This is a genomic window from Streptomyces sp. NPDC102462 (assembly GCF_044765425.1).
Lineage (GTDB): Bacteria > Actinomycetota > Actinomycetes > Streptomycetales > Streptomycetaceae > Streptomyces.
In genome coordinates this window covers 49,867-70,287 of sequence record NZ_JBIWKB010000031.1, presented here as the reverse complement: position 1 = coordinate 70,287, position 20,421 = coordinate 49,867, and the positions used below count along the sequence as shown (strand labels likewise).

Here is a 20,421-nt window from a genome sequence, read left to right as displayed (position 1 = left end):
GCGTCAGGCGATGGCAGTGCGTGACGCTCGGATGACACCGGCCAGCAGTTCACGCTCGGAGTCGTCGAGGTCCGTCAGCGGCGGCCGCACCGGACCGGCGGGGTGTCCGGTCAGATCCATGCCGGCCTTGACGATGCTCACCGCGTAGCCCGCCTTACGGTCACGAATCGCGGTGTAAGGCAGCACGACGTCGTCCAGCAGTCGACGCACCTTCTTCCGGTCCCGTGCCCGCACCGCCTTGTAGAAGGTCAGGGCGAACTCGGGCAGGAAGTTGAAGATCGCCGAACTGTAGGTCGTGGCGCCCAGCTCCAGGTACGGCAGCGCAAACGTCTCCGCCGTCGGCAGCCCGCCGACGTAGACCAGGCGGTCACCGAGACGCGAGTGGATCTGCGTGATCCGCTCCAGGTCACCGACACCGTCCTTGATTCCGATCAGGTTCGGGCAGGTGTCGGCGAGCGTGGCCACTGTTTCAGATGTGTACACGGCGTTCGCGCGGCTGTAAAGCACCACGCCCAGCGAAGTGGATTCGCACACCGCGCGCACATGAGCCGTAAGACCCTCCGCGGAGGCCTCGGTGAGGTACGGCGGGAACAGCAGCAGGCCGTCGGCGCCGGCTGCCTCGGCATCGCGGGCCATGGCGACCGCTTGCGCGGTGCCATGTCCGGCCGGGGCGAGGATCGGGGTGCCCTCGGGCGCGCTGTCGACGGCGGCTCGGAGCACGGTGCCGACTTCCTGGGGGGTCAGGGAGAAGAACTCTCCCGTCCCGCCGGCGGCGAACAGCCCGGCGATCTCGTACTGGCCCATGCGGACGATGTTCTCCCGATAGGCGGGTTCGTCGAACGCAAGGTCAGGTGTGAAGTGGGTGACGGGAAACGACAGCAGCCCGGAGCCGAGGCGCTCGGCAAGCTCGGTGGGGGTAATGGTGGGCATCGGCGTTTCCTCCCGGAGGACATGCAAGACAGCGATTGCGATGAACCATAAGAACGAAAACGATGCACGTCCAACACTTCCTGGGCATCAACCGATACCTATAATGGATCGGTGTTTACGCTGAATCAGCTGGAAAGCTTTGTCGCCGTCGCCGAGACACTGCACTACGGCCGCGCGGCGGAGCGGCTGTCGATGACCCAGCCCCCGCTGTCCCGGCGAATCCAGCTGTTGGAGCGCGAGTTGGGCGTCGAGCTGTTCGACCGGATCGGACGGTCCGTGCGGCTCACCGCGGCCGGACAGGCGTTCCTGAGCGACGCCCGGCGCATTCTCGGGCTGTCCGAGCAGGCGGCACTGTCGGTACGCCGCGTGCCCGCAGGCGAGATCGGCACAGTGGCACTGGGCTTCACCGCGTCGTCCGCGCACTCGGTGCTCGACGCCATCGTCGGCGGCATCCACTCCCGGCTGCCGGGCGTCGATCTGGTGCTGCGTGAGCGGGTGTCCGGCACACAGCTGGAGAACCTGCGCTCCGGGGAACTGGACCTGGGCCTCGTCCGTCCCCCGGTCCCCGGCACCGGGCTCGCGCACCGCCTCCTGCACCGGGAGGCCCTGCTGGCCGCGATCCCGGCCGGGCACCCGCTGGCCGCGCCGGACCGGGTGCCGCACGTGCGCGACCTCGACGGCGAGCCGTTCGTCATGTACTCACCGGCCGAAGCCCGCTACTTCTACGAGGTGCTGGTCAGCATCTTCCGCAGTACCGGGGTCGTGCCCAGGTACGTGCACCACCTCAGCCAGGTGCACACGATCCTGGCGCTGGTGCGAGCCGGGCTGGGACTCGCGCTGGTCCCCCGGGCGGCCGAGGCGCTCGGGCTGGACGGCATCGTGCTCCGCCCGGTGGTCGGGGTCGAGGGTGAGCCGGTCGAACTCGTCGCCGCCTGGCGGGCGAACGACGACAACCCGGCCCTGCACGCCGTCCGGCACCTGGTGATCGACCTGGCCGGCCGGGACGTCTCCTGACAGCCGCGTCCGCTCGTCGGCCCCTGCGCTCCTACGCTCCTACGCTCCTACCAGGGCAGTTCCCCGGTTTCGTCCTGGAACGTTCCCGTCGGACCGTCCGCGTCGAGGGTGGCCAGACGCACGACGACCCTGGCGCTGTCTTCCACCGGCCTTCCGATGCCGAAGCCCGCGGTCAGGTCGGTGGCGGTGGTGCCGGGCTCAAGTGCGTTGAACTTGATGCCCGGCTGGGACTTGGCGTACTGGACGGTCAGCATGGTCGCCGCCGCCTTGGACGCGGAGTAGAGCGCGAGCGGCAGGTTGAACTCCGGCCGGTCGGGGTTGGTCACCGCCCAGAACGACCCGAGGCTGCTCGAAACGGTGACCACGGTGGGGTTCGAGGATCTGCGCAGCAGGGGAAGTGCCGCCTCCGTGACCCGCACCATTCCCACCGCGTTGGTGTCGAACATGCGCAGGGCCGTGGGACCGTCGAGGACTTCGCTCCCGAGGATGCCCGCGTTGTTCACCAGGACGTCGAGGCGGCCCTCGGCCGAGTCGATCGCCGCCAGCGCGCTGCTCACCGATGCGTCGTCGGTCACGTCGAGTTGCACGCTGCGTGCGCCAAGTGCCGCCGCGGCCTTTTCACCTCGCTCGACGTCGCGCGCGCCGATGTAGACGACATGCCCCAACTCCAGGAGCTGTCTTGCCGTTTCGAAACCGATGCCCTTGTTGGCCCCGGTGATCAGCGTGATGGTCATGCGTTTCCTTCCCCGGCCATGCGGCTCGGGTCAGCCGGTCGGCTGCCGGAGCGGATGACCTGCTCGGTGACTTCTGCATCGACCGCTGCAGAACGCTCACGGTAGCACTTCCGCATCGACCACTACGGAAGAGGTAGGGTGCGGGAGTGGAGACGAAGAGAAGCGGCCCGATCGGCCGACCGCGAGGATTCGACGCCGACGAAGCCCTTGAGCGCGCCATGCTGGTCTTCTGGGAGCACGGCTACGAGGGGGCGAGCCTCGCCGGCCTGACGGACGCGATGGGCATCTCCACCACCAGCATGTACGCGGCGTTCGGCAACAAGGAGGAACTGTTCCGCAAGGCGCTGGAGCGCTACACCGAAGGCCCGAGCGCCTACCTGGCCCGAGCGCTGGAAGAGCCCACCGCCCTCGGCGTCGCCACCGCGCTCCTGACCGGCACCGTCCGCACCACCACCCGCCCGGCACATCCCCACGGATGCCTGGGCGTCCAGGGCGCCCTGGCCACCAGCGACTCCGGGCGTGAGGTCCAGGACCTTCTCGCCGCCTGGCGCAACAACGGCTGCTCCCGTGTGCGAGAGCGGTTCCAGCGAGCCGTGGACGACGGCGACCTGCCTCCGAAGGCCGATGCGGGGCTGCTGGCCCGCTACGTCACCACCTTGGCATTCGGCATCGCCGTGCAGGCCGCGAGCGGTGTGGGCCGCGACGAACTCCAGGACATGGCCGACGCCGCCCTGCGCACCTGGCCGCTCCCCTGAACTCCGCCGGGCATGCGCCCGCGGAGCGTGCCGGGCGTTCCCGTAACCGGCCACGGCTGACGTGTGTTCAGTCGCTCAGGGGCCGCTCTTCGTGATCGCGGCCGGTCTTGTTCACCCGGATTTTGGTCACACCTTTGAGGCTTCGTGGTTGACACATACGGAGGCTGGCTCACTGAAAGGTGCCGGTTTTGTCTGCAAGTGAAGAGCAGGACGGTTCGCGGTTCTCGCGGCGGCAGTTGGTCAAGTACGCGGGTGTCGGGGCGACCCTGGCGGCGGCGGGCCCGGTGGTCGGCGGTGGCGCGGCCTGGGCGCGCGAGGACGGCGAGCACGACGGCAAGCGGGGCGACTCGCGCGGCCGGGTGTGGCGGGCCGGTGATCACCACGTCCACTCGGAGTACAGCGGCGGCTGGGACGACTCGGTCAACCCGCCGAAGTTCATCAAGGGCGGCGACGCGGTCTACCCGATCGTCACCAACGCGATCATGGCGAAGAACTTCGGTCTGACCTGGGCGATGTGCACGGACCACGGCGGCCCGAACCACTCCAAGGTGAACCTGGAGCAGGCGTACCCCGACCTGCTGCGCTCCCGCCGGCTGGTGCCGGAGGTGCTGCAGTTCTGGGGCATGGAGTTCGACGCGCCGGCGCTGGACCACCACACGCTGATGATCCCGCGCCACGACGACGAGGCGAAGATGCTCCACGACCTGGAGAGCAGGTTCGCCAAGCTCGACGCCTTCCCCAAGGACCCGGGCCGGGACACCGAGGCGAAGATGGTCGAATTCCTCAAGTACGCCAAGGACCTGCGGCACAAGCCCCTCGTCATCGCCCACCACGCCAGCCGCTCGGCGACCGGCCTGGGCGTGTGGGGGCAGGACACCCCGCGCGAGTTCCGCAACGGCAACAACGCCGCCCCCGACGTCTACGTCGGCTTCGAGGGCGCGCCGGGCCACCAGGCGGGCCCGCTCAACGGCGAGGCACGCGGCGGCTACGGCAACCACCCGACGTACGGCGGCTACGACCAGATGACCGCGCGGGTCGGCGGACTGTGGGACGCGCTGCTCGGTGAGGGACGGCGCTGGTGGATCACCGCCACCTCCGACTCGCACGTCCACTGGACCCGCGGCGGCTCGGACTTCTGGCCCGGCGAGTACAGCAAGACATATGTGCTGGCCCGGCAGGACTACGCCGACATCATGGACGCGCTGCGCAACGGCCGGATCTTCGTCACCACCGGCGACCTGGTCACCAGCCTCGACGTGACCGCCCGCAGCCAGGGCAGGGGCGCCGGGGTGGGCGAGACCGTCACGGTCAGCCGCAAGAGCCGCACCGACGTCGAGATCGAGATCAGGTTCCGGCCGCTGGAGGGCCCGAACCACAACGGTGACCGTCCTCGGGTCCGGCGCGTCGACCTGATCACCGGTCGGATCACCGGGCCCGCCGCCCTCGACACCGACACCAACCCGACCACCGAGGTCGTGGCGCGGTTCGGCCCGAAGGACTGGCGCAGGCAGGGCAAGGACTACGTCATCAAGCACACCCTGCGGGGCGTGGCGAGCGACATGTACGCGCGCGTGCGCGGCACCAGCACCGACGAGGCCGAGCCGCGGGCCGACGGCCTGGAAAGCCCGTGGGAGGACCTGTGGTTCTACTCCAACCCGGTCTTCGTCCACGTCCGCTGACCGGCCGGCCCTGAACCGCGCCCGCGGGCCGCGGGCCGTCACTCCGCGCGCACCAGGACCGTGACGGAAGGCACGCCACGGCCCCCGCACAGCGGCCTCCCGCCCTGAACGCGACCGCTCCCCACCCGCGCCGGTCGGCCGCGGTGGCGGGCGGCGGGCCGCCTGTGTGGGGTCAGGTGTGGGGGGTCAGGGGGTTCGGTAGGGGGAGGTAGCGGGCGGCCGCGCCGTCCGCTCGGGTCCAGCGCAGCAGCAGGTTCGTCTTGCCGGGCAGGGTGGGCGAGGCGAGCAGTGCGCGGGCCTCGGGCAGGTCGTGCCGGGCCAGCTCCCGGCGGGCGGCCGGCCCGGGGTCGTATCCGGGGTGGCGCTCGGCCAGGGCGGCGGCGACCTCGATGAGGTTGTTGACGACCAGGCAGTACACGAGCCGTTCCCAGCCGGCCGCCCGGGACACGTCCGGGAGCAGCTTGACGCCCTCGGCGTCCCGGAACAGGGCCTGCACCGGCGTCCCGGCGCCGTCCACGGCGACCAACGTGTTCTGCAGATGCGCCTCGATCACCACGCCGTGGTCGGCGAAGGCGGCGAGGGCGGGCGGGACGACCTGGCGCAGATACGCCGCCCACCAGGCCGCCGGGTCGGCGGCGGTGGCCAGCGGGTCACCGGTGAAGCCCTCCACCAGTCCGGCGGCGAGCAGCGGCGTCGCGCCGGGCAGCAGATGGCCGCGCAGCCCGTCGCGGACGAGGACGGCCAGTTCCTCGAAGGCGAAGCCGGCGGTGCGGTAGCCGCGGTCCGCGAGCCAGGCCGCGGGCCCGTCGAAGGCGGCGAAGGCATGGCTCGCCGCGGCGTCGGTGCGGCGCAGTTTCAGCAGGTCATGACGCCACAGACGGCGGATGTCATTGGTGATGCGCACATCGAGGCTGAACTTCAGAAACAGATCGTGCCCGGGCTCGTACAGGGTGCGGATCGCCGCGGTGGGCCAGGCGGTCGACGCGGTCGTGCCCAGCCGCAGCAGGCGCCCGTCGGCGAAGGCGGGCGCGAGGGTGCGGGCGACCAGGTCGAGCTGCCAGGGGTGGGCGGGCAGCAGCCGGTAGCCGGGCGGGGCGGTGCCGAGGGCGTCCAGCGCCGTGGTGTCGCCCTCCTCGACCACCGTGTCCGCGCGCACGCCGAGCAGCACCAGCGGGAAGCGTGCGTACGCCTCGGGGGCGTACGGCAGCCAGCGGTGCACCGGGCCGCCGCCGCGGGCCTTGGGCGCCGGATGGTAGGGGTGGCCGGTGACCAGGGACTGCTCCGAGAGCCGGTAGGGGTCGTCGGGCGGCGTCGCCGCGGCGCGCGCGGTGAGCAGCGCGGCGATCGCGTCGCGGCTGTCGATCATCTCCGTGAGCAGGTCGTCGTTGGACAGCCCGGTGTGCCGGCGCAGCTCGTCGGCGACCAGTTTGACCAGCTCGGTGTGGCCGATGCGGTGCCAGCCGCCGGCCGCGTGGACCTCGGGTGCGGCGGGCCGCCGCCCGCCGCGCACGCGCAGCAGCCGGCCGCTGCCGGGCAGCCGGTGGGCGCGCGGCTCGCCGGATTCCGGCAGCGGCTCGGCGATCTCCCGGAGCAGGCAGTTCAGCAGGGGCGCGGCGGCATACGCGTCGGCGCGCGCCCCGATGTCGTCGCTGGGGGGCATGAGGTCCACGCGGTCCATTCGTCGTTGTGTGTCCTCAGGGTGGCACGGCCCACACGGTGCGGCCGCACGGTCCGATCGCGATCAGTATGTCTGTGGAACCCGGCATTGCTGCCACCCACCCTGGATCGTAGGAGCCCGCCCGTGCACCGTCCCCCCACCGCCGAGGCCCAGGTCGCCGCCGAGCTGGCCGGCCTGCGGCCCGGCCTCGTGCCCCGGTACGCGGCCGAGCTGCCCGGTGCCCGCGCGGCCGTGCTGACCCGTCTGTGGCGGGCGCTGGCCCATGAGCCGCTGCCGTGGATCGCCCGCCGGACGGCCGGGGCGGGCGGCCTCGCGCTGCGGCTCGCCGACGGCCGCACGCTGCGCGGGCCGCTCGCGGATCCGTACGCGACCGACCCATATGTGACCGCCGTGTTCCTGGACGGTGCGGCGTACGACGACCCCGCCCGGCTGCTGACGGCTCTCGCGGTGCCGAACGCGGCGGGCTTCGCGGGAGAACTGGCGCACAGTGTCGCCTCGTTGGCGCTGTCACGGGCGGGCAGCCCGGAGCCGCCGGGGGCGTGGCCGCGGCGGGACTGGGAGTGGGAGCAGCGGGTGGTCGACGGCCATCCGTTCCACCCCAACTGCCGTTCCCGGCCGGGTTTCTCGGTGGCGGAGCAGTTCGCGTACGGGCCGGAGCACCGGCCGGTGGTGCAGCTGGGTACGGTGCCGGTCGCGGCCTCGGAGTGCCTGCTGACGGGTGCGTGGCCCGCGGAGCTGCGGGACGGGGGCCGGCTGCTGATCCCGGTGCATCCGTGGCAGGCCGCCCATGTCCTCAAGTCGCCTTGTGAGCCCGGGCCTTCGGCTCATCCGCTGATGTCCCTGCGCACCCTGGCCGTCCCCGGCGGCCCGCATGTCAAGACCGCCCTGAGCACCCGGCTGACATCCTCGGTGCGGGACATCTCGGTGTACTCGGTGGGCGCATCCGCGACCCTGTCGGCGTTCGCGGAGAGTCTGTCGGACCGCATGGACGGGTTGCTGCACATCACCCGCACACTGGGCGCGGCCACCGCGAACTCCCCCGATCTGGCGGCCGTGTTGCGCGAGTCTCCGCAGCGGTTCGCGGGGCCGGGAGAGTATGTGCTCCCGGTGGCGGCGCTGGCCGGCACCGGTCTGCCGGACAGCCCCGCCCGGCTGGCGGCGCTGGCCCGGCTGACGCTCACCGTCGGGCTGCGGCTGCTGGAGTGGGGCGTGGCCCTGGAGGCGCACGGTCAGAATCTGCTGGTGGTGCTGTCCGGGGCGGGCGATCCGCTGCGTCTGGTCTACCGCGACCTCGCCGACATCCGGATCAGCCCCGCCCGGCTGGCCCGGCACGGCATCACCCCACCGGAGCTGACGGGCCGTCTGGTCACGGACGATGTGCCGGCCCTGCGCCGCAAGCTGTTCGGCTCGCTGGTGGCGGGTGCACTGGCCGGGGTTGCGGGTTCGGGTCCTGCGCTGCGGGCCGCACTGGCCGCGGCCCTGCCGGACGTACCGCGCACCGCCGATCTGGCCGCGCTGCGCGAGGGGCCGCTGCCGGCCAAGGCGCTGACCCTGATGCGGCTGTCCCCGCGAACCCCCGGTGACCAGTGGGCCGCGCTGCCCAACCCGCTCGTTTTGGAACAGGACACCTCTGATCAATAGGATCCGCCGATGATCAGAACACAACGGCTGGCGGCGGGAGTCTGCGCCCTGCTCGCCGCCCTGACGGCCGGGATCGCGTTCCCAGCCGGAGCGGTCGCCGACGAGACGGACCAGGCCGCTCCGAAGGTGGAACTCGTGCTGGACGTCAGCGGTTCCATGCGTACGCGGGACATCGACGGCGGGTCGCGGATGGCCGCGGCGAAGCAGGCGTTCAACGAGGTGCTCGACGCGACACCCGAGGAGGTGCGGCTCGGCATCCGCACCCTGGGCGCCAACTACCCGGGCGACGACCGCAAGCAGGGCTGCCAGGACACCGAACAGCTCTACCCGGTGGGCCCGCTGGACCGGACCGAGGCCAAGACGGCGGTGGCGACGCTCGTGCCGACCGGCTGGACGCCGATCGGGCCCGCGCTGCGGCAGGCGGCCGGCGACCTCGACGGCGGCGAGGGGACCCGCCGTATCGTGCTGATCACCGACGGCGAGGACACCTGCCCGCCGCTCGACCCGTGCGAGGTGGCCCGCGAGATAGCCGCCAAGGGCATCGGGCTGACCATCGACACCCTCGGTCTTGTGCCCGACGCCAAGACCCGCGACCAGCTCATCTGCATCGCGGACGCCACCGGCGGCACCTACACCTCCGTGCAGCACAAGGAAGAACTCAGCGACCGCGTCGGCGAGTTGGTGGACCGCGCCGCGGAACCGGTGGTGACTCCGGTGGCGGCCGAGGGGGCCGCCGAGTGCGCGAAGGCGCCCGCGCTGAAGGCCGGGCTGTACACGGACCGCGAGGAGTTCGGGCAGCAGCGCTGGTACAAGGTGGACGTCAACCCCGGCCAGGAGCTGCGCGCCTCGGTGAGCGTGGCCGCGGACCGGGCCGTCAACCCCGACCACGGGGTGCTGCTGCGGGCCGTCACGGTGCACGGCCGGGAGATCGTGCGCGGCGAGGCCGCGGGCAACGGCCGTACGGACGTCCTCTCGACGGGCCTGCGCTATCCGAAGCCGGAGAGCGACGACGACACCGCCACCGCGGAGACGGTGTGCCTCCAGGTCACCAACTCCTTCTCGGTGGCCGCCGGGGTGAAGACGACGCCGGGGCTGCCGCTGGAGCTGACCGTCGACGTCGTGGACGGCCCGAGCAGGGCGAGCGATGTGGCCGCCTTCGGTCTCGGCCGCGGCTGGTGGCTGCTCGGCGCGCTGGTGCTGACCGGCTTTGTCGCCGGTGTGCTGTGGGGCTGGCTGTCGCGCTGGCGGGTCGCGGTCTGGAGGACCAACTGATGCGGATCACCAAGGTATTGAGCGGCGCCCTGCTGGCGCTCGGGCTGGCCGCGGGTCCCACGGCTGCCGACTCCTCCCCGTCGCCGGGCGCCTCGGACGACGGCGGCGCGCCCACCCGGGCGGGGACGTCGTTCCGTACGGCGACCGAGATCGAACAGGGCCAGCGGGCCACCGCGAGCGCTTCCACGGGCGACTATCTGTACTGGTCGTTCCCGGCGGACGCCGGGCAGCGCCCCGACGTCAGGGCCACGGTCAAGCTGCCCGACACGCACGGCGCCCAGACGTGGCAGCTGGACGTGTACGACGGTCTGCGCCGCCGCCAGTCCTGCCAGTACGGCGCCCAGACCCGCACCGCGGCCGAGGGCGCCGCCACCGTCGAGACGGCGTGCGTGCTGCGCACGGTACGGGCCTGGTCGGAGCCGTGGGCGAACGACCCGCTGCCGGGCACCTACTACATCCGGCTGACGGTGGTGAACGCCGCCCCGGCCGATCTGGGCCTGCCGGTGAGCGCCGAAGTCCGCGTCGGATCCAAGGAGATCGGCGGTTCGGCCGCGGTGGACGGCTCGCTGGCGCAGCCGCTGGTGCCCGGCGTCTCGGTGACGTCGGACGCCGCCGGTGCGGACGAGGACGGATCGGTGAAGTCGGCGGTGCTGTCCAGCATCGAGCCCGACGGCGGCTGGTCGTCCGGCTGGTGGTCGGACCGCTGGGTGTGGACCGGGGTGGGCGGCGTGCTGGCCGCGCTGGCCGGCATCGGCGGGTACGCGCTGACCCGTGGCACAGGCCGGCCGTCCCGGATACCCCCGGGCGCCTGACCCCCGCGAAGGCCCGCCGCCACGGCGGGCCTTCCGTGTCTCTACGGCTCCCGTAGCGCCTTGGCGAGCGTGCCGTCCCCGGTGACGGCGACGCGTCCGGCCCGTACCGCGTCGCGCAGGGTGAGCGTGCCGCGGGCGATGTCCGTGCATGTCCCGGTGTCCATCGCGAGCCGTGCGTCGGGCTCAGCGGGGGCCCGCCCTTCGCCGTACACCGGCCCTTCCTCGCGGCCGGCGTACAGATGGAAGTCCCCTTCTTCCAGGTGGACTTCGACCAGTCCCTCGCCGTCCAGCGCCCGCAGCAGCGGCAGCGCGAACCAGTGCGCGCGCACCGCGTCCGTGGGCCTGCGCTCGGCCAGCTCCGTCCGCCCCCAGGTGCCGAGCGCGTGCAGCACGGGCAGCAACTGCCGTCCACGCACGGTCAGTTCGTAGACGTAGGCGGCGCCGGGCGGGGGCAGCCTGCGGCGGGTGGTGAGCCCGTCCCGCTCCATGTCCTTCAGCCGTGAGGCGAGTACGTCCGTGCTCACCCCCGGCAGGTCGGCGTGCAGGTCCGTGTAGCGGCGCGGGCCGGCCAGCAGCTCCCGGACGATCAGCAGGGTCCAGCGGTCGCCGACGAGGTCGAGCGCGCGGGCGGCGGAACAGTACTGGTCGTAGCTTCGGCGAGGTGACATGCGACGCAGTCTAGACATGTTGTTGGACTTTCCAAGCTCTCACTTGGTAAAACCAAGCAACACCAGTTACCTGAGGGGAAGCGGCGCATGGAGTTCCGGCAGTCGAACAAGCTCAGCGAGGTCTGCTACGAGATCCGCGGCCCGGTGATCGAGCACGCCAACGCGCTGGAGGAGGCGGGTCACAGCGTGCTGCGCCTGAACACCGGCAACCCCGCGCTGTTCGGCTTCGAGGCACCGGAGGAGATCCTTCAGGACATGATCCGGATGCTGCCGCAGGCGCACGGCTACACGGACTCGCGCGGCATCCTCTCCGCCCGCCGAGCGGTCGCCCAGCGCTACCAGAACCTGGGCCTCGCGGTCGGCGTCGACGACGTCTTCCTCGGCAACGGCGTCTCCGAACTGGTGTCGATGGCCGTCCAGGCGCTGGTGGAGGACGGCGACGAGATCCTGGTACCGGCACCGGACTTCCCGCTGTGGACGGCGGTGACCACCCTGGCGGGGGGCAAGGCAGTCCACTACCTGTGCGACGAGCAGGCGGAGTGGTACCCGGACCTGGCCGACATGGCCGCCAAGATCACGGACCGCACCAAGGCCGTGGTCGTCATCAACCCCAACAACCCGACCGGGGCCGTCTACCCCAAGGAGATCCTTGAGGGCATCCTCGACCTCGCCCGCCGCCACGGCCTGATGGTCTTCGCCGACGAGATCTACGACCAGATCCTCTACGACGACGCCGTCCACCACTCCACCGCCGCGCTCGCCCCCGACCTGGTCGTCCTCACCTTCTGCGGGCTGTCCAAGACGTACCGGGTGGCCGGCTTCCGCTCGGGCTGGCTGGTGGTCACCGGCCCGAAGCAGCACGCGAAGGACTATCTGGAGGGCCTGACGATGCTGGCCTCCATGCGGCTGTGCGCCAACGCGCCCGCCCAGTACGCGATTCAGGCGGCCCTCGGCGGCCGCCAGTCCATCCGCGAACTGACGGCGCCCGGCGGCAGGCTGCGGGAGCAGCGGGACGTGGCCTGGGAACGGCTCAACGAGATCCCGGGCGTGTCCTGTGTGAAGCCCAAGGGTGCGCTGTACGCCTTCCCGCGCCTCGACCCCAAGGTGCACCGGATCCACGACGACGAGAAGTTCGTCCTCGACCTGCTGCTCCGCGAGAAGATCCAGGTCGTCCAGGGCACCGGGTTCAACTGGCGGGCCCCGGACCACTTCCGGATCCTCACCCTGCCGCAAGCGGACGACCTGGAGGCGGCGATCGGGCGGATCGGACGGTTCCTCGGCGGCTACCGGCAGTGACCGCCCGCGGCCCGGGTGCCGCCCGGGGTCCGTCCGGCCCAGTCCCGCCTGCGGCCACCGGCCTGCCGTGCCACGGTGCGAGAAGACGCGCGGGAAGGGTGGGCAGGTGGGCGACCTCTTTCTCGTCCGGCACGGTGAGACCGAGTGGTCGCGGTCCGGACGGCACACCGGCTGGACGGACGTGCCGCTGACCGAGCACGGCCGGGACGAGGCGCGCCGGCTGGTCCCGCTGGTGCGCTCGCAGCGCATCGGCGCGGCCTTCGTCAGCCCCTTGGGACGGGCCCGGGAGACCGCCCGGCTGATCGGTGTGGGCGACGCCCGCGTCGACGCCGACCTGCGCGAATGGGACTACGGGGGCTACGAGGGGGTCACCACCGCGGACATCCACCGCACCCGGCCCGGCTGGTTCCTGTTCACGGACGGGGTGGCGCCGGGCCCGCCGGAGCACCCCGGGGAGAGCCCGCGGCAGGTCGGCGCGCGGGCCGACCGGGTCCTGGCCAAGGTGGGCGCCGCGCTCGCCGGCACCGAGGGCGTGCTTCTGGTCGCGCATGGGCATTTCCTGCGGGTCCTCACCGCCCGTCGGCTCGGCCTTCCGGCCACCCACGGGGCCCTGTTCCTCCTCGCCACCGGAACGCTGTGCCAGCTGGGCACCGAACACGACCGCCCGGTCGTCGCGGGCTGGAACCTGCGGCCGGATCCGTGACACCGACCGGCACGGGCCCCGGCACCCGCGGCGCACCCGCTGTCGTACCCAGGTCGTAGGGTGCGAAGGAGCCGGCCGCCGGATCCCGGCAGCGGACGACCACCGGGGAGGAGCAGAGCGTGACCCGACCGCCGACCGCCGCGCAGCGGCGCGTGATCGACGCCGCCGACCCGGTCACCGGGCGGCTGCGGGGCACGGAGGCGCAGCTCGAAGCGCTGGTGCGGCGCGGGCTCGCCTTCAGGCATCCGCGTCCGCCGCACGACCACTTCCTCACCCCGCCGGGACACCGCCTGCGGGAGACGGCCGCGCCGGCCGCGGGCCCGGCCACAGCGGCATCCGCCCCCGCCGGGCCCGCCGCACCGGCCGGCGCGCCCGCCGCGGACGGCGGGGTCTTCGCGGCCCGGGTCGGCGGCGCGGAAGAGGCCGGCGTCCCGTCAGGGCCCGCGCGGGCGCGCGAGGTGCACAGCGCCTGGCAGGGCCTGCTCGAACTGCGCCGGATGACCAACCCGGACGGGGCCGCCGACCGGCCCTGCGGCTGGGAACGCGCCCATCTGGTGCGGGCCGCCGCCCTCGCCCTGGAGGCGGCAGGCCACCGCCCGGCCGGGCCGGACGCCGACGGGTACCGGGTGCGTGCGACCCCGCAGCCGGAGGCGGTCGCGGTGTACGCGCCGGACGCCGGGGCGCTTAGGGCGTACGCGGCCACGCTGGAGGAAGCGGGCTGGCAGGCCGGCGAGTACACGCAGCCGCGGACGCGTGAGCGCTATGTGCTGGCCTCCCCGCGCCGGGTGTGAGGCGGGCGTGCCAGGATCAAGGACATCAGGGCGTCCTACACGAGAGAGGCCAACCGTGAGCGAGCCGTTTTCCGTCCGGGTGACCGTCCGCGGATACGAGACGGATGTCCAGGGACACCTCAACCAGGCGGTGTACCTCAACTACGCGGAGCACGCCCGCTGGTCGCTGCTCCAGGCGGTCGGGGTCAGCCAGACCCGGCTCGTCGGACAGGGCGTGGGCCCGGTCGCGCTGGAGACCAGGATCCGCTATCTGCGTGAGCTGCTGGCCGGTGACGAGGTCGAGGTGACCTGCGCGTTCGAGTGGGGCGCCGGCAAGACGTTCCGGATCCTGCAGACGATACGCAAGACCGACGGCACCGTGGCCGCCGAGATCAGCGCGGTCGGCGGGATCCTCGACCTGAAACTGCGGAAGCTGGTCGCCGATCCACGGGAGGTCTTCAAGGAACTGGCGACGGACCTCGGCCCGCTCGGGCTGTAGCGGACCCCCGCCACGCGGCGGACCCCCGCCACGCGGCGGACCCCCGCCACGCGGCGGACCCCCGCCACGCGGCGGACCCCCGCCGCGCGGCGAGCCCGCGCGCGGCCTACGCGTCGAGCAGTTCCGGTCGGTGCTCGGCGTCGTAGGCCGCCCGCGCCTGCGCGATATGGCCGCGGTGGCGCTCGGCCCAGTCCGTCAGCTGTTGCAGCGTCTCGTGCAACTCGTGGGCCACCGGCGTCAGTCGGTACTCCACCTTCGGCGGCACCGTCGGATGCACGGTCCGGGTGACCAGGCCGTCGCGCTCCAGGTTGCGCAGGGTCAGGGTGAGCATGCGGCGGCTGATGCCCTCGACGGAGCGTTCCAGTTCGGTGAACCGGATGGGCCCGTGCGCCGCCGCGACGAGGATCTGCACGCTCCATTTCCCGGCGACCCTGTCAAGAACTTCGCGGACCGGGCAGGCGTGCGCGTTGACTGCCTGGACCGTTACACCGGTGTTCCTCTGGGACATCGAACTGCCTCCTTCTGCCGACCTCCATGGTCACTCACGATGGTCCCCGTTACAAGTCGTGCACCAAGAGCACGAACAGTACCCGCGGGCGCCGTTCGGCCCCCGTGGGTATCCCCCCGGAGAATGCGGAGGCCATCAGCCCATGCCGACCACGACCGAGCCACCGGCACGGGTGACCCCGTCCCGGACGTACTCCCGCTGGGCGTCCCTCGTCGTGCTCTGCGCGGGCACGCTCATGACGATCCTGGACGGAAACATCGTCACGGTGGCGATGCCCGCCATCCAGAGCGACCTCGGCTTCAGCGGCCCCGGGCTCGCCTGGGTCGTCAACGCCTATCTGATCCCCTTCGGCGGGCTGCTCCTGCTGGTCGGCCGGCTCGGCGATCTGGCGGGCCGCAAGCGGATGTTCACGGCGGGGCTCGCCGTGTTCACCGCGGCCTCGCTGCTGGCCGGGGTCGCCACCGGACCGGGCCTGCTCATCGCCGCCCGGGCGGCACAGGGTGTGGGCGGTGCGATGGCGTCCGCCGTGGTGCTCGGCATGCTGGTCGCGCTCTTCCCGGAGCCGACGGAACAGGCCCGCGCCATCGCGGTGTTCAGCGCCGTCGGGGCCGCGGGCGGGGCGCTCGGCACCTTCCTCGGCGGGGCGCTCACCGAGGCCCTGGGCTGGCACTGGATCTTCCTGATCAATCTGCCGATCGGTGTCACCGCATGGCTGGCGGCCGTCCGGATCCTCACGCCCGAGCGCGGCCTGGGAGCCGGGCGGGGCGCCGACTATCCGGGGGCGGCGCTGGTGACCGGCGCCCTGATGCTGACGGTGTACGTCATCGTCGGCGCCGGGGACCGCGGCCTGACGGGCACGCTGTCGCTCGCCGCGCTCGCCCTCGTGCTGTTCGGCGCGTTCGTACTGCGCCAGGCGCGGGCCGCGCGCCCGCTGCTGCGGCTGCGGCTGTTCCGCTCCCGGGTGCTGACCGGCGCGAACGCGGTCCAGGTGCTGATGATCGCGACGATGTACGGGTTCCAGTTCATCGGCGCGCTTTATGTGCAACGCGTCCTGGGCTTCGGCGAGTTGGCGACCGGTTTCGCCTTCCTGCCGGCGCCGGTCGCGATCGGGCTGCTGATGCTGGGCCTGTCGGCCCGCACCATCGGCCGGTTCGGGCCGTACCGGGTGCTGCTGGGCGGTCTCGTGCTGATCATCGCGGGGATGGCCCTGCTGAGCCGGGCGCCCGTCGACGGCCGTTACGCCACCGATGTGCTGCCGCCGCTGCTCCTGCTGGCCGCGGGTTTCGCGGCGGCGATGCCCGCGCTGACCGGGCTCGCGATGTCGGGGGCCCGCGCCGAGGACGCGGGGCTGGCCTCGGGGCTGTTCAACACCACGCAGGTGGTGGGCGGTTCACTGGGCCTGGCCGCCCTGACCACACTGGCCGCGACCCGCACGGACACCGTCCTCGCCCGGGGCACCGCCCTTCTTCCGGCCACCGCCGACGGCTACCGACTGGCGTTCAAGGTGGCGGCCGGGATCGCGGTGGCGGCCCTGGTGCTGGCCGGGGCGGTGCTGCGGCCCCGCAGCCGGTGAGGGGCGCCGCACACGGCGGCCCTGGCGCCACACCGGCGACATCGAGCCGGGGCCGCGAACGGCGGCACGGCCGTCTCGTGTTCTCGGCCGAGTACACGATCCGCGACACCACCCGGGCCCCGGTCGTCCACCGGGTCGCGTTCGCGTTCCTTGACGGCGACGGGCCGGCGTCCGCCCTGAAGTGGGTCTCCCGGTGACCAAGGTTCAGCAGACCTCGCTGTGAGCGGCGGCGCCGCCGGTCAGCGCTCGGTGGTGAGCCGTGCCAGGCGTTGGGCCTCGGCCCGGGTGGACCGGGCGACGGCGTCCTCGTCGACGTGCAGCAGCCGCCCGTCCCGCACGATCTGCCGGCCGTTCACGAAGGAGGCGGTGACCGGGGCCGCCGCGCCGAAGACGAGAGCGGTCACCGGGTCGGCGATGGAGGCGTGCGCGAGGGTGTCCATCCTCCACAGCACCAGGTCGGCCAGCTTGCCCGGCTCCAGCGAGCCGATCTGGTCGGCGCGGCCCAGCACCTGAGCGCCGCCGTACGTACCGAGCCGCAGCGCCTGGCGGGCGTTCAGCGCGGCCTCACGATGGGCGCCGAGGCGGTTGATCAGCAGGGCGTTGCGCAGTTCGGTGTGGAGTTCGCCGGACTCGTTGGAGGCCGTACCGTCGACGCCGAGGCCGACCGGGACGCCGGCGGCGAGCAGGTCGGGGACGCGGGCGATGCCGGCGGCGAGGCGGGCGTTGGAGGAGGGGCAGTGCGCGACGCCGGTCCGTGTGCGGGCGAAGGCGGCGATGTCGGAGTCGTTCATGTGGACGCAGTGCGCCATCCACACGTCGTCGCCGAGCCAGCCCGTGGACTCCAGGTAGTCGGTCGGGCCCATGCCGAACTGTTCGTGGCAGAACTTCTCCTCCTCGACGGTCTCCGAGCCGTGGGTGTGCAGCCGTACGCCGAGCCGGCGGGCCAGTTCGGCGCCCTGCTTGAGGAGTTCGGTGGAGACGGAGAAGGGCGAGCAGGGCGCGACGGCGACCTGTGTCATGGCGTCGAAGGAGGCGTCGTGGTGCAGGCGGACGGTCTCCTCGGTCGCGGCGAGGGCGTCCTCCAGGCTCTCGACGGCGAAGTCCGGCGGCAGCCCGCCGTCCTTGTGGCCGCGGTCCATCGAACCGCGGGCGAGGGTGAACCGGACACCCGTCTCGCGGGCGGCGCGGATGATCGCCCCGGACAGGTCGCCACAGCCCCGCGGGTAGACGTAGTGGTGGTCCGCCGCGGTGGTCACGCCACCGCGGGCCATCATCGCCAGCGAGCCCTGGGCCGCCGCGTACACCATCGGCTCGTCGATGCGCGCCCAGGTCGGGTACAGCGCGACCAGCCAGTCGAACAGGTTGTGGTCCGTGGCCAGGCCGCGGGTGATCCACTGGTAGAAGTGGTGGTGGGTGTTGACCAGGCCCGGGGTCACGAGGTGGCCGCCGGCGTCGATGCGGCGCACCACGTCCGGCAGGCCCTCGGGGGCCCGGCCCGCGCCGACCGCCTCGATGCGGTGGCCGGCGACGATCACATGCCCGTCCGCGTACTCGGTGTCGTGCGCGTCGACGGTCGCGATCGCGGCGTTCTCGATGACGATGCGCCCGGATGCCATGCTTCGTCCTCTCGCTTGCGTCACAGGTTGGTGAGGTCCACCGGGATCCGCGCCTCGCACCCGTCCCGCAGCACGGTGGCCTCGATCAGGCCGTAGGGGCGGTCGGCGGCGAGGTAGACCGCTCCGTCGGCGGTGTCGTTCTTCAGCCCGAACGGCTCCAGGTCGACCAGGAAGTGGTGCTGGTTGGGGAGCGAGAAGCGGACCTCGTCGATCTCGCCGCGCTGGTCGATGACGCGGGCGCCCATCTGGTACAGCGTCTGCTGCAGGGAGCGGGAGTAGGTCTCGGCGAATGCCTGGAGCAGGTGTCTCCTCGTCTCCCGGTAGGAGGTCTCCCAGTCGGGCGTCTCCTGGTCGTCGCGGCTCCAGTTGAACCGCCAGCGTCCGCGGACCTGGGTGGCCAGGACGCGGTCGTACGCCTCCGGGAGCGTCGTGTACTTGTCCTTGACGTAGCCGCGGAACTCGGAGTCGGTCGTGTTCATCACCGTCAGGTCCTGCAGACCGGAGACGACCTCCCAGGAGGAGCCGTCGTAGGTGATCTGGGCCAGCCGGGTCTCCTGGCCGGTGCGGACGAACGAGTGCGCGCCCTCTCCGGAGTGCTCGATGCGCTCCCAGGCGTACTCCTCGATGCGGACGCGGGCCCGGTGGATCGGCTCCTGCGAGGTCACGAAGTGCCGTGCGAGGCGGATGCCGAACTGCTCGGCGGAGTCGATGCCGTACTCCTTGGCGAACGCGTACACCGTGTTCTTGGTGGTGTCGGTCGGCAGGACGTTGGCGTTGGAGCCTGAGTAGTGGACCTCGCGCATGTCGCCGCTCAGCGACACCGACACATTGAGGTCCTTGATGTGGTGGGTCGTACCGTCCCGCGTGACGCGTACGACCCGGTTCTCGGCCTTGCCGTACTGGTTCTGTCCAAGGATGGGCACTGTGCTAGCTCCCTCGGTAGACGGAGTAGCCGAACGGGGTGAGCAGCAGCGGTACGTGGTAGTGCTCCCCGGGGTGCACGGCGAAGGTGATCGCCACCTCCGGGAAGAACACACCGGCTCCGCCGCCGCGATGCGCGGGGGCGTCCTGCCGCGCGTCGGCTTGCTCGTCCGCGCCGTTCGCGCTGTTCGCGCTGTTCGCGCTGTTCGCGCTGTTTTTGAAGTACGCCTCGACCTCGAAGTCGAGCCGTACATGTGTGGTCGCCTCCGGCAGCGCCGGCAGGTCCCGGCACCGGCCGTCCGCGTCGGTCACGGAGCCGCCGAGCGGCCGCCAGTCGGCGTGGCGTCCGGCGCGGGCGGCGAGCCGGACGGCGACGCCCTCGGCGGGGCGGCCGATGCTGGTGTCCAGGATGTGCGTGGACACCGGACCCGGCGGTGCGGCGGCGGTGCTCGTGGTCATGCTCAGGCGTCCTCTTCGACGAGTCGGGCCAGTCGGATGCGGTTGATCCTTCCCAGTTCGGCGCGGACGATCTCACGCTCCCGCTCGGGCGTGTTACCGATCCGCTCCTTGACCGCGTCCCTCATCTGTTCCGCCGTCTTCCCCGTGGCGCAGATGAGGAACACATGGCCGAACCGGTCCTGGTAGGCCAGGTTCAGGGCCAGCATCTCGGCCCTCAGGTCATCGGCGGCGTCCGCCATGCCGCGCTGCTCCCGGGCGGAGGTCGCGTCGCCCGGTGTGGGGCGGCCGATCGGCGGGTGCCCGGCCATCGCCTCCGCCAGGTCCTCGGCGGTCAGCGCGGCCATGGCGGCGTCGCTGGCGGCGCAGAGGTCGTCGACGGTGGCGTAGGGCCGGTGGGCGAGCAACCGTCGGACCCATGCCGCGCAGGCGCACGCCTCGTGCAGGGCGGCGCGGGCCCTGTGCTCCTCCAGGGTGTTGAACCGGGCCAGCCCCGGGGGCGTGTCGGTCGAGGTCACGGGAGCCTCCGTGGCCGCGGGCGGCCTTCGTGCGGATCGGGCTGCGGCCAGCTAACGCCCTGCATATCACCGCGTCAACACTTTGTTGAAAATTCCGGGTGACGGAGGCTCCGCCGGGTTGGCCCCGGGGGTCGGCTTTCGGACGCGGGTCCCCTGCGGGGGGCTTGGCCGTCGTTCGGGTGCGGGCCCCTGCGGGGAGCCTCGGCCGTCGCTCAAGTGCGGGTGCGTCGTGGTTTCTCGCGCAGTTCCCCGCGCCCCTTACGGGGCACACCTGCCCGTCGCTCAAGTGCGGGAGCGTCGTGGTTTCTCGCGCAGTTCCCCGCGCCCCTTACGGGGCACACCTGCCCGTCGCTCAAGTGCGGGAGCATCGTGGTTTCT

The 20,421-nt window shown here is 72.3% G+C and carries 20 protein-coding genes; 11 read left to right on the top strand and 9 right to left on the bottom strand.

Annotated features, from left to right (window positions below):
• Positions 1-3: 3 nt before the first annotated feature.
• A complete protein-coding gene (gene kdgD, locus ACIRFL_RS25440; RefSeq protein ID WP_404032551.1) occupies positions 4-930 on the bottom strand; it encodes a 5-dehydro-4-deoxyglucarate dehydratase in 927 nt (308 codons plus the stop codon).
• A gap of 111 nt (positions 931-1,041) precedes the next feature.
• Between kdgD and ACIRFL_RS25435 the strand changes: the two genes are divergently transcribed.
• The gene (locus ACIRFL_RS25435) at positions 1,042-1,944 is read left to right on the top strand and encodes a LysR family transcriptional regulator (RefSeq protein WP_404032548.1); all 903 of its coding nucleotides are present in this window, start codon (positions 1,042-1,044) and stop codon (positions 1,942-1,944) included.
• Between the two features lie 47 nt (positions 1,945-1,991).
• On the opposite strand, the gene ACIRFL_RS25430 is transcribed toward ACIRFL_RS25435, so the two are convergent.
• Positions 1,992-2,678, bottom strand: coding sequence for an SDR family NAD(P)-dependent oxidoreductase (locus ACIRFL_RS25430; RefSeq protein WP_404032545.1), 687 nt, complete (start codon positions 2,676-2,678; stop codon positions 1,992-1,994).
• Between the two features lie 146 nt (positions 2,679-2,824).
• On the opposite strand from ACIRFL_RS25430, the gene ACIRFL_RS25425 reads away from it, so the two are divergent.
• Positions 2,825-3,433: a TetR/AcrR family transcriptional regulator gene (locus ACIRFL_RS25425; RefSeq protein ID WP_404032542.1), complete on the top strand. Its 609-nt coding sequence runs from the start codon at positions 2,825-2,827 to the stop codon at positions 3,431-3,433.
• A gap of 188 nt (positions 3,434-3,621) precedes the next feature.
• Positions 3,622-5,112 (top strand): phosphoesterase, encoded by a 1,491-nt coding sequence (locus ACIRFL_RS25420; RefSeq protein WP_404032540.1) that lies wholly within the window; start codon positions 3,622-3,624, stop codon positions 5,110-5,112.
• A gap of 172 nt (positions 5,113-5,284) precedes the next feature.
• Here ACIRFL_RS25420 and ACIRFL_RS25415 read toward each other — a convergent pair whose 3' ends face one another.
• Positions 5,285-6,790, bottom strand: coding sequence for an IucA/IucC family protein (locus tag ACIRFL_RS25415; RefSeq protein WP_404032537.1), 1,506 nt, complete (start codon positions 6,788-6,790; stop codon positions 5,285-5,287).
• A gap of 123 nt (positions 6,791-6,913) precedes the next feature.
• Here ACIRFL_RS25415 and ACIRFL_RS25410 point away from each other — a divergent pair, with 123 nt between their 5' ends.
• From ACIRFL_RS25410 to ACIRFL_RS25400, 3 genes are read left to right on the top strand one after another with little or no spacing between them, the layout of a single operon-like run.
• On the top strand, positions 6,914-8,431 hold the full coding sequence (locus tag ACIRFL_RS25410) for an IucA/IucC family protein (protein WP_404032535.1): 1,518 nt from the start codon (positions 6,914-6,916) through the stop codon (positions 8,429-8,431).
• A gap of 9 nt (positions 8,432-8,440) precedes the next feature.
• Positions 8,441-9,703, top strand: coding sequence for a VWA domain-containing protein (locus tag ACIRFL_RS25405; protein ID WP_404032532.1), 1,263 nt, complete (start codon positions 8,441-8,443; stop codon positions 9,701-9,703).
• Positions 9,703-10,515: a hypothetical protein gene (locus tag ACIRFL_RS25400; RefSeq protein ID WP_404032529.1), complete on the top strand. Its 813-nt coding sequence runs from the start codon at positions 9,703-9,705 to the stop codon at positions 10,513-10,515. The genes ACIRFL_RS25405 and ACIRFL_RS25400 overlap by 1 nt, the downstream gene beginning before the upstream one ends.
• A 41-nt stretch (positions 10,516-10,556) precedes the next feature.
• On the opposite strand, the gene ACIRFL_RS25395 is transcribed toward ACIRFL_RS25400, so the two are convergent.
• Positions 10,557-11,183 carry a winged helix-turn-helix transcriptional regulator gene (locus ACIRFL_RS25395; protein ID WP_404032526.1) on the bottom strand — a complete coding sequence of 209 codons (627 nt, stop codon included), beginning with the start codon at positions 11,181-11,183 and terminating at the stop codon, positions 10,557-10,559.
• 87 nt (positions 11,184-11,270) lie between these two features.
• Here ACIRFL_RS25395 and ACIRFL_RS25390 point away from each other — a divergent pair, with 87 nt between their 5' ends.
• From ACIRFL_RS25390 to ACIRFL_RS25375, 4 genes are all read left to right on the top strand, one after another.
• On the top strand, positions 11,271-12,479 hold the full coding sequence (locus ACIRFL_RS25390; protein WP_404032523.1) for a pyridoxal phosphate-dependent aminotransferase: 1,209 nt from the start codon (positions 11,271-11,273) through the stop codon (positions 12,477-12,479).
• A gap of 106 nt (positions 12,480-12,585) precedes the next feature.
• Entirely contained in the window at positions 12,586-13,182 is a 597-nt protein-coding gene (locus ACIRFL_RS25385; RefSeq protein ID WP_404032521.1) for a histidine phosphatase family protein, read from the top strand.
• A gap of 119 nt (positions 13,183-13,301) precedes the next feature.
• On the top strand, positions 13,302-13,973 hold the full coding sequence (locus tag ACIRFL_RS25380; RefSeq protein ID WP_404032518.1) for a hypothetical protein: 672 nt from the start codon (positions 13,302-13,304) through the stop codon (positions 13,971-13,973).
• A gap of 55 nt (positions 13,974-14,028) precedes the next feature.
• On the top strand, positions 14,029-14,451 hold the full coding sequence (locus ACIRFL_RS25375; protein ID WP_404032515.1) for an acyl-CoA thioesterase: 423 nt from the start codon (positions 14,029-14,031) through the stop codon (positions 14,449-14,451).
• 106 nt (positions 14,452-14,557) lie between these two features.
• Here ACIRFL_RS25375 and ACIRFL_RS25370 read toward each other — a convergent pair whose 3' ends face one another.
• Complete coding sequence (locus tag ACIRFL_RS25370; protein ID WP_404032512.1) at positions 14,558-14,959, bottom strand: winged helix-turn-helix transcriptional regulator; 402 nt, start codon at positions 14,957-14,959, stop codon at positions 14,558-14,560.
• Positions 14,960-15,101: 142 nt separating this feature from the next.
• Between ACIRFL_RS25370 and ACIRFL_RS25365 the strand changes: the two genes are divergently transcribed.
• Entirely contained in the window at positions 15,102-16,532 is a 1,431-nt protein-coding gene (locus tag ACIRFL_RS25365; RefSeq protein WP_404032509.1) for an MFS transporter, read from the top strand.
• Between the two features lie 239 nt (positions 16,533-16,771).
• Here the strand turns inward: ACIRFL_RS25365 and ACIRFL_RS25360 are convergent, their stop codons facing one another.
• From ACIRFL_RS25360 to uraD, 4 genes are read right to left on the bottom strand one after another with little or no spacing between them, the layout of a single operon-like run.
• Complete coding sequence (locus ACIRFL_RS25360; protein WP_404032506.1) at positions 16,772-18,148, bottom strand: 8-oxoguanine deaminase; 1,377 nt, start codon at positions 18,146-18,148, stop codon at positions 16,772-16,774.
• Positions 18,149-18,168: 20 nt separating this feature from the next.
• Positions 18,169-19,071, bottom strand: a complete 903-nt coding sequence (gene pucL / locus ACIRFL_RS25355; RefSeq protein ID WP_404032503.1) for a factor-independent urate hydroxylase — start codon at positions 19,069-19,071, stop codon at positions 18,169-18,171.
• Positions 19,072-19,075: 4 nt separating this feature from the next.
• Complete coding sequence (locus tag ACIRFL_RS25350; RefSeq protein WP_404032500.1) at positions 19,076-19,528, bottom strand: hydroxyisourate hydrolase; 453 nt, start codon at positions 19,526-19,528, stop codon at positions 19,076-19,078.
• A 2-nt stretch (positions 19,529-19,530) separates the two neighbouring features.
• The gene (gene uraD / locus ACIRFL_RS25345; protein WP_404032497.1) at positions 19,531-20,043 is read right to left on the bottom strand and encodes a 2-oxo-4-hydroxy-4-carboxy-5-ureidoimidazoline decarboxylase; all 513 of its coding nucleotides are present in this window, start codon (positions 20,041-20,043) and stop codon (positions 19,531-19,533) included.
• Between the last annotated feature and the right edge of the window lie 378 nt (positions 20,044-20,421).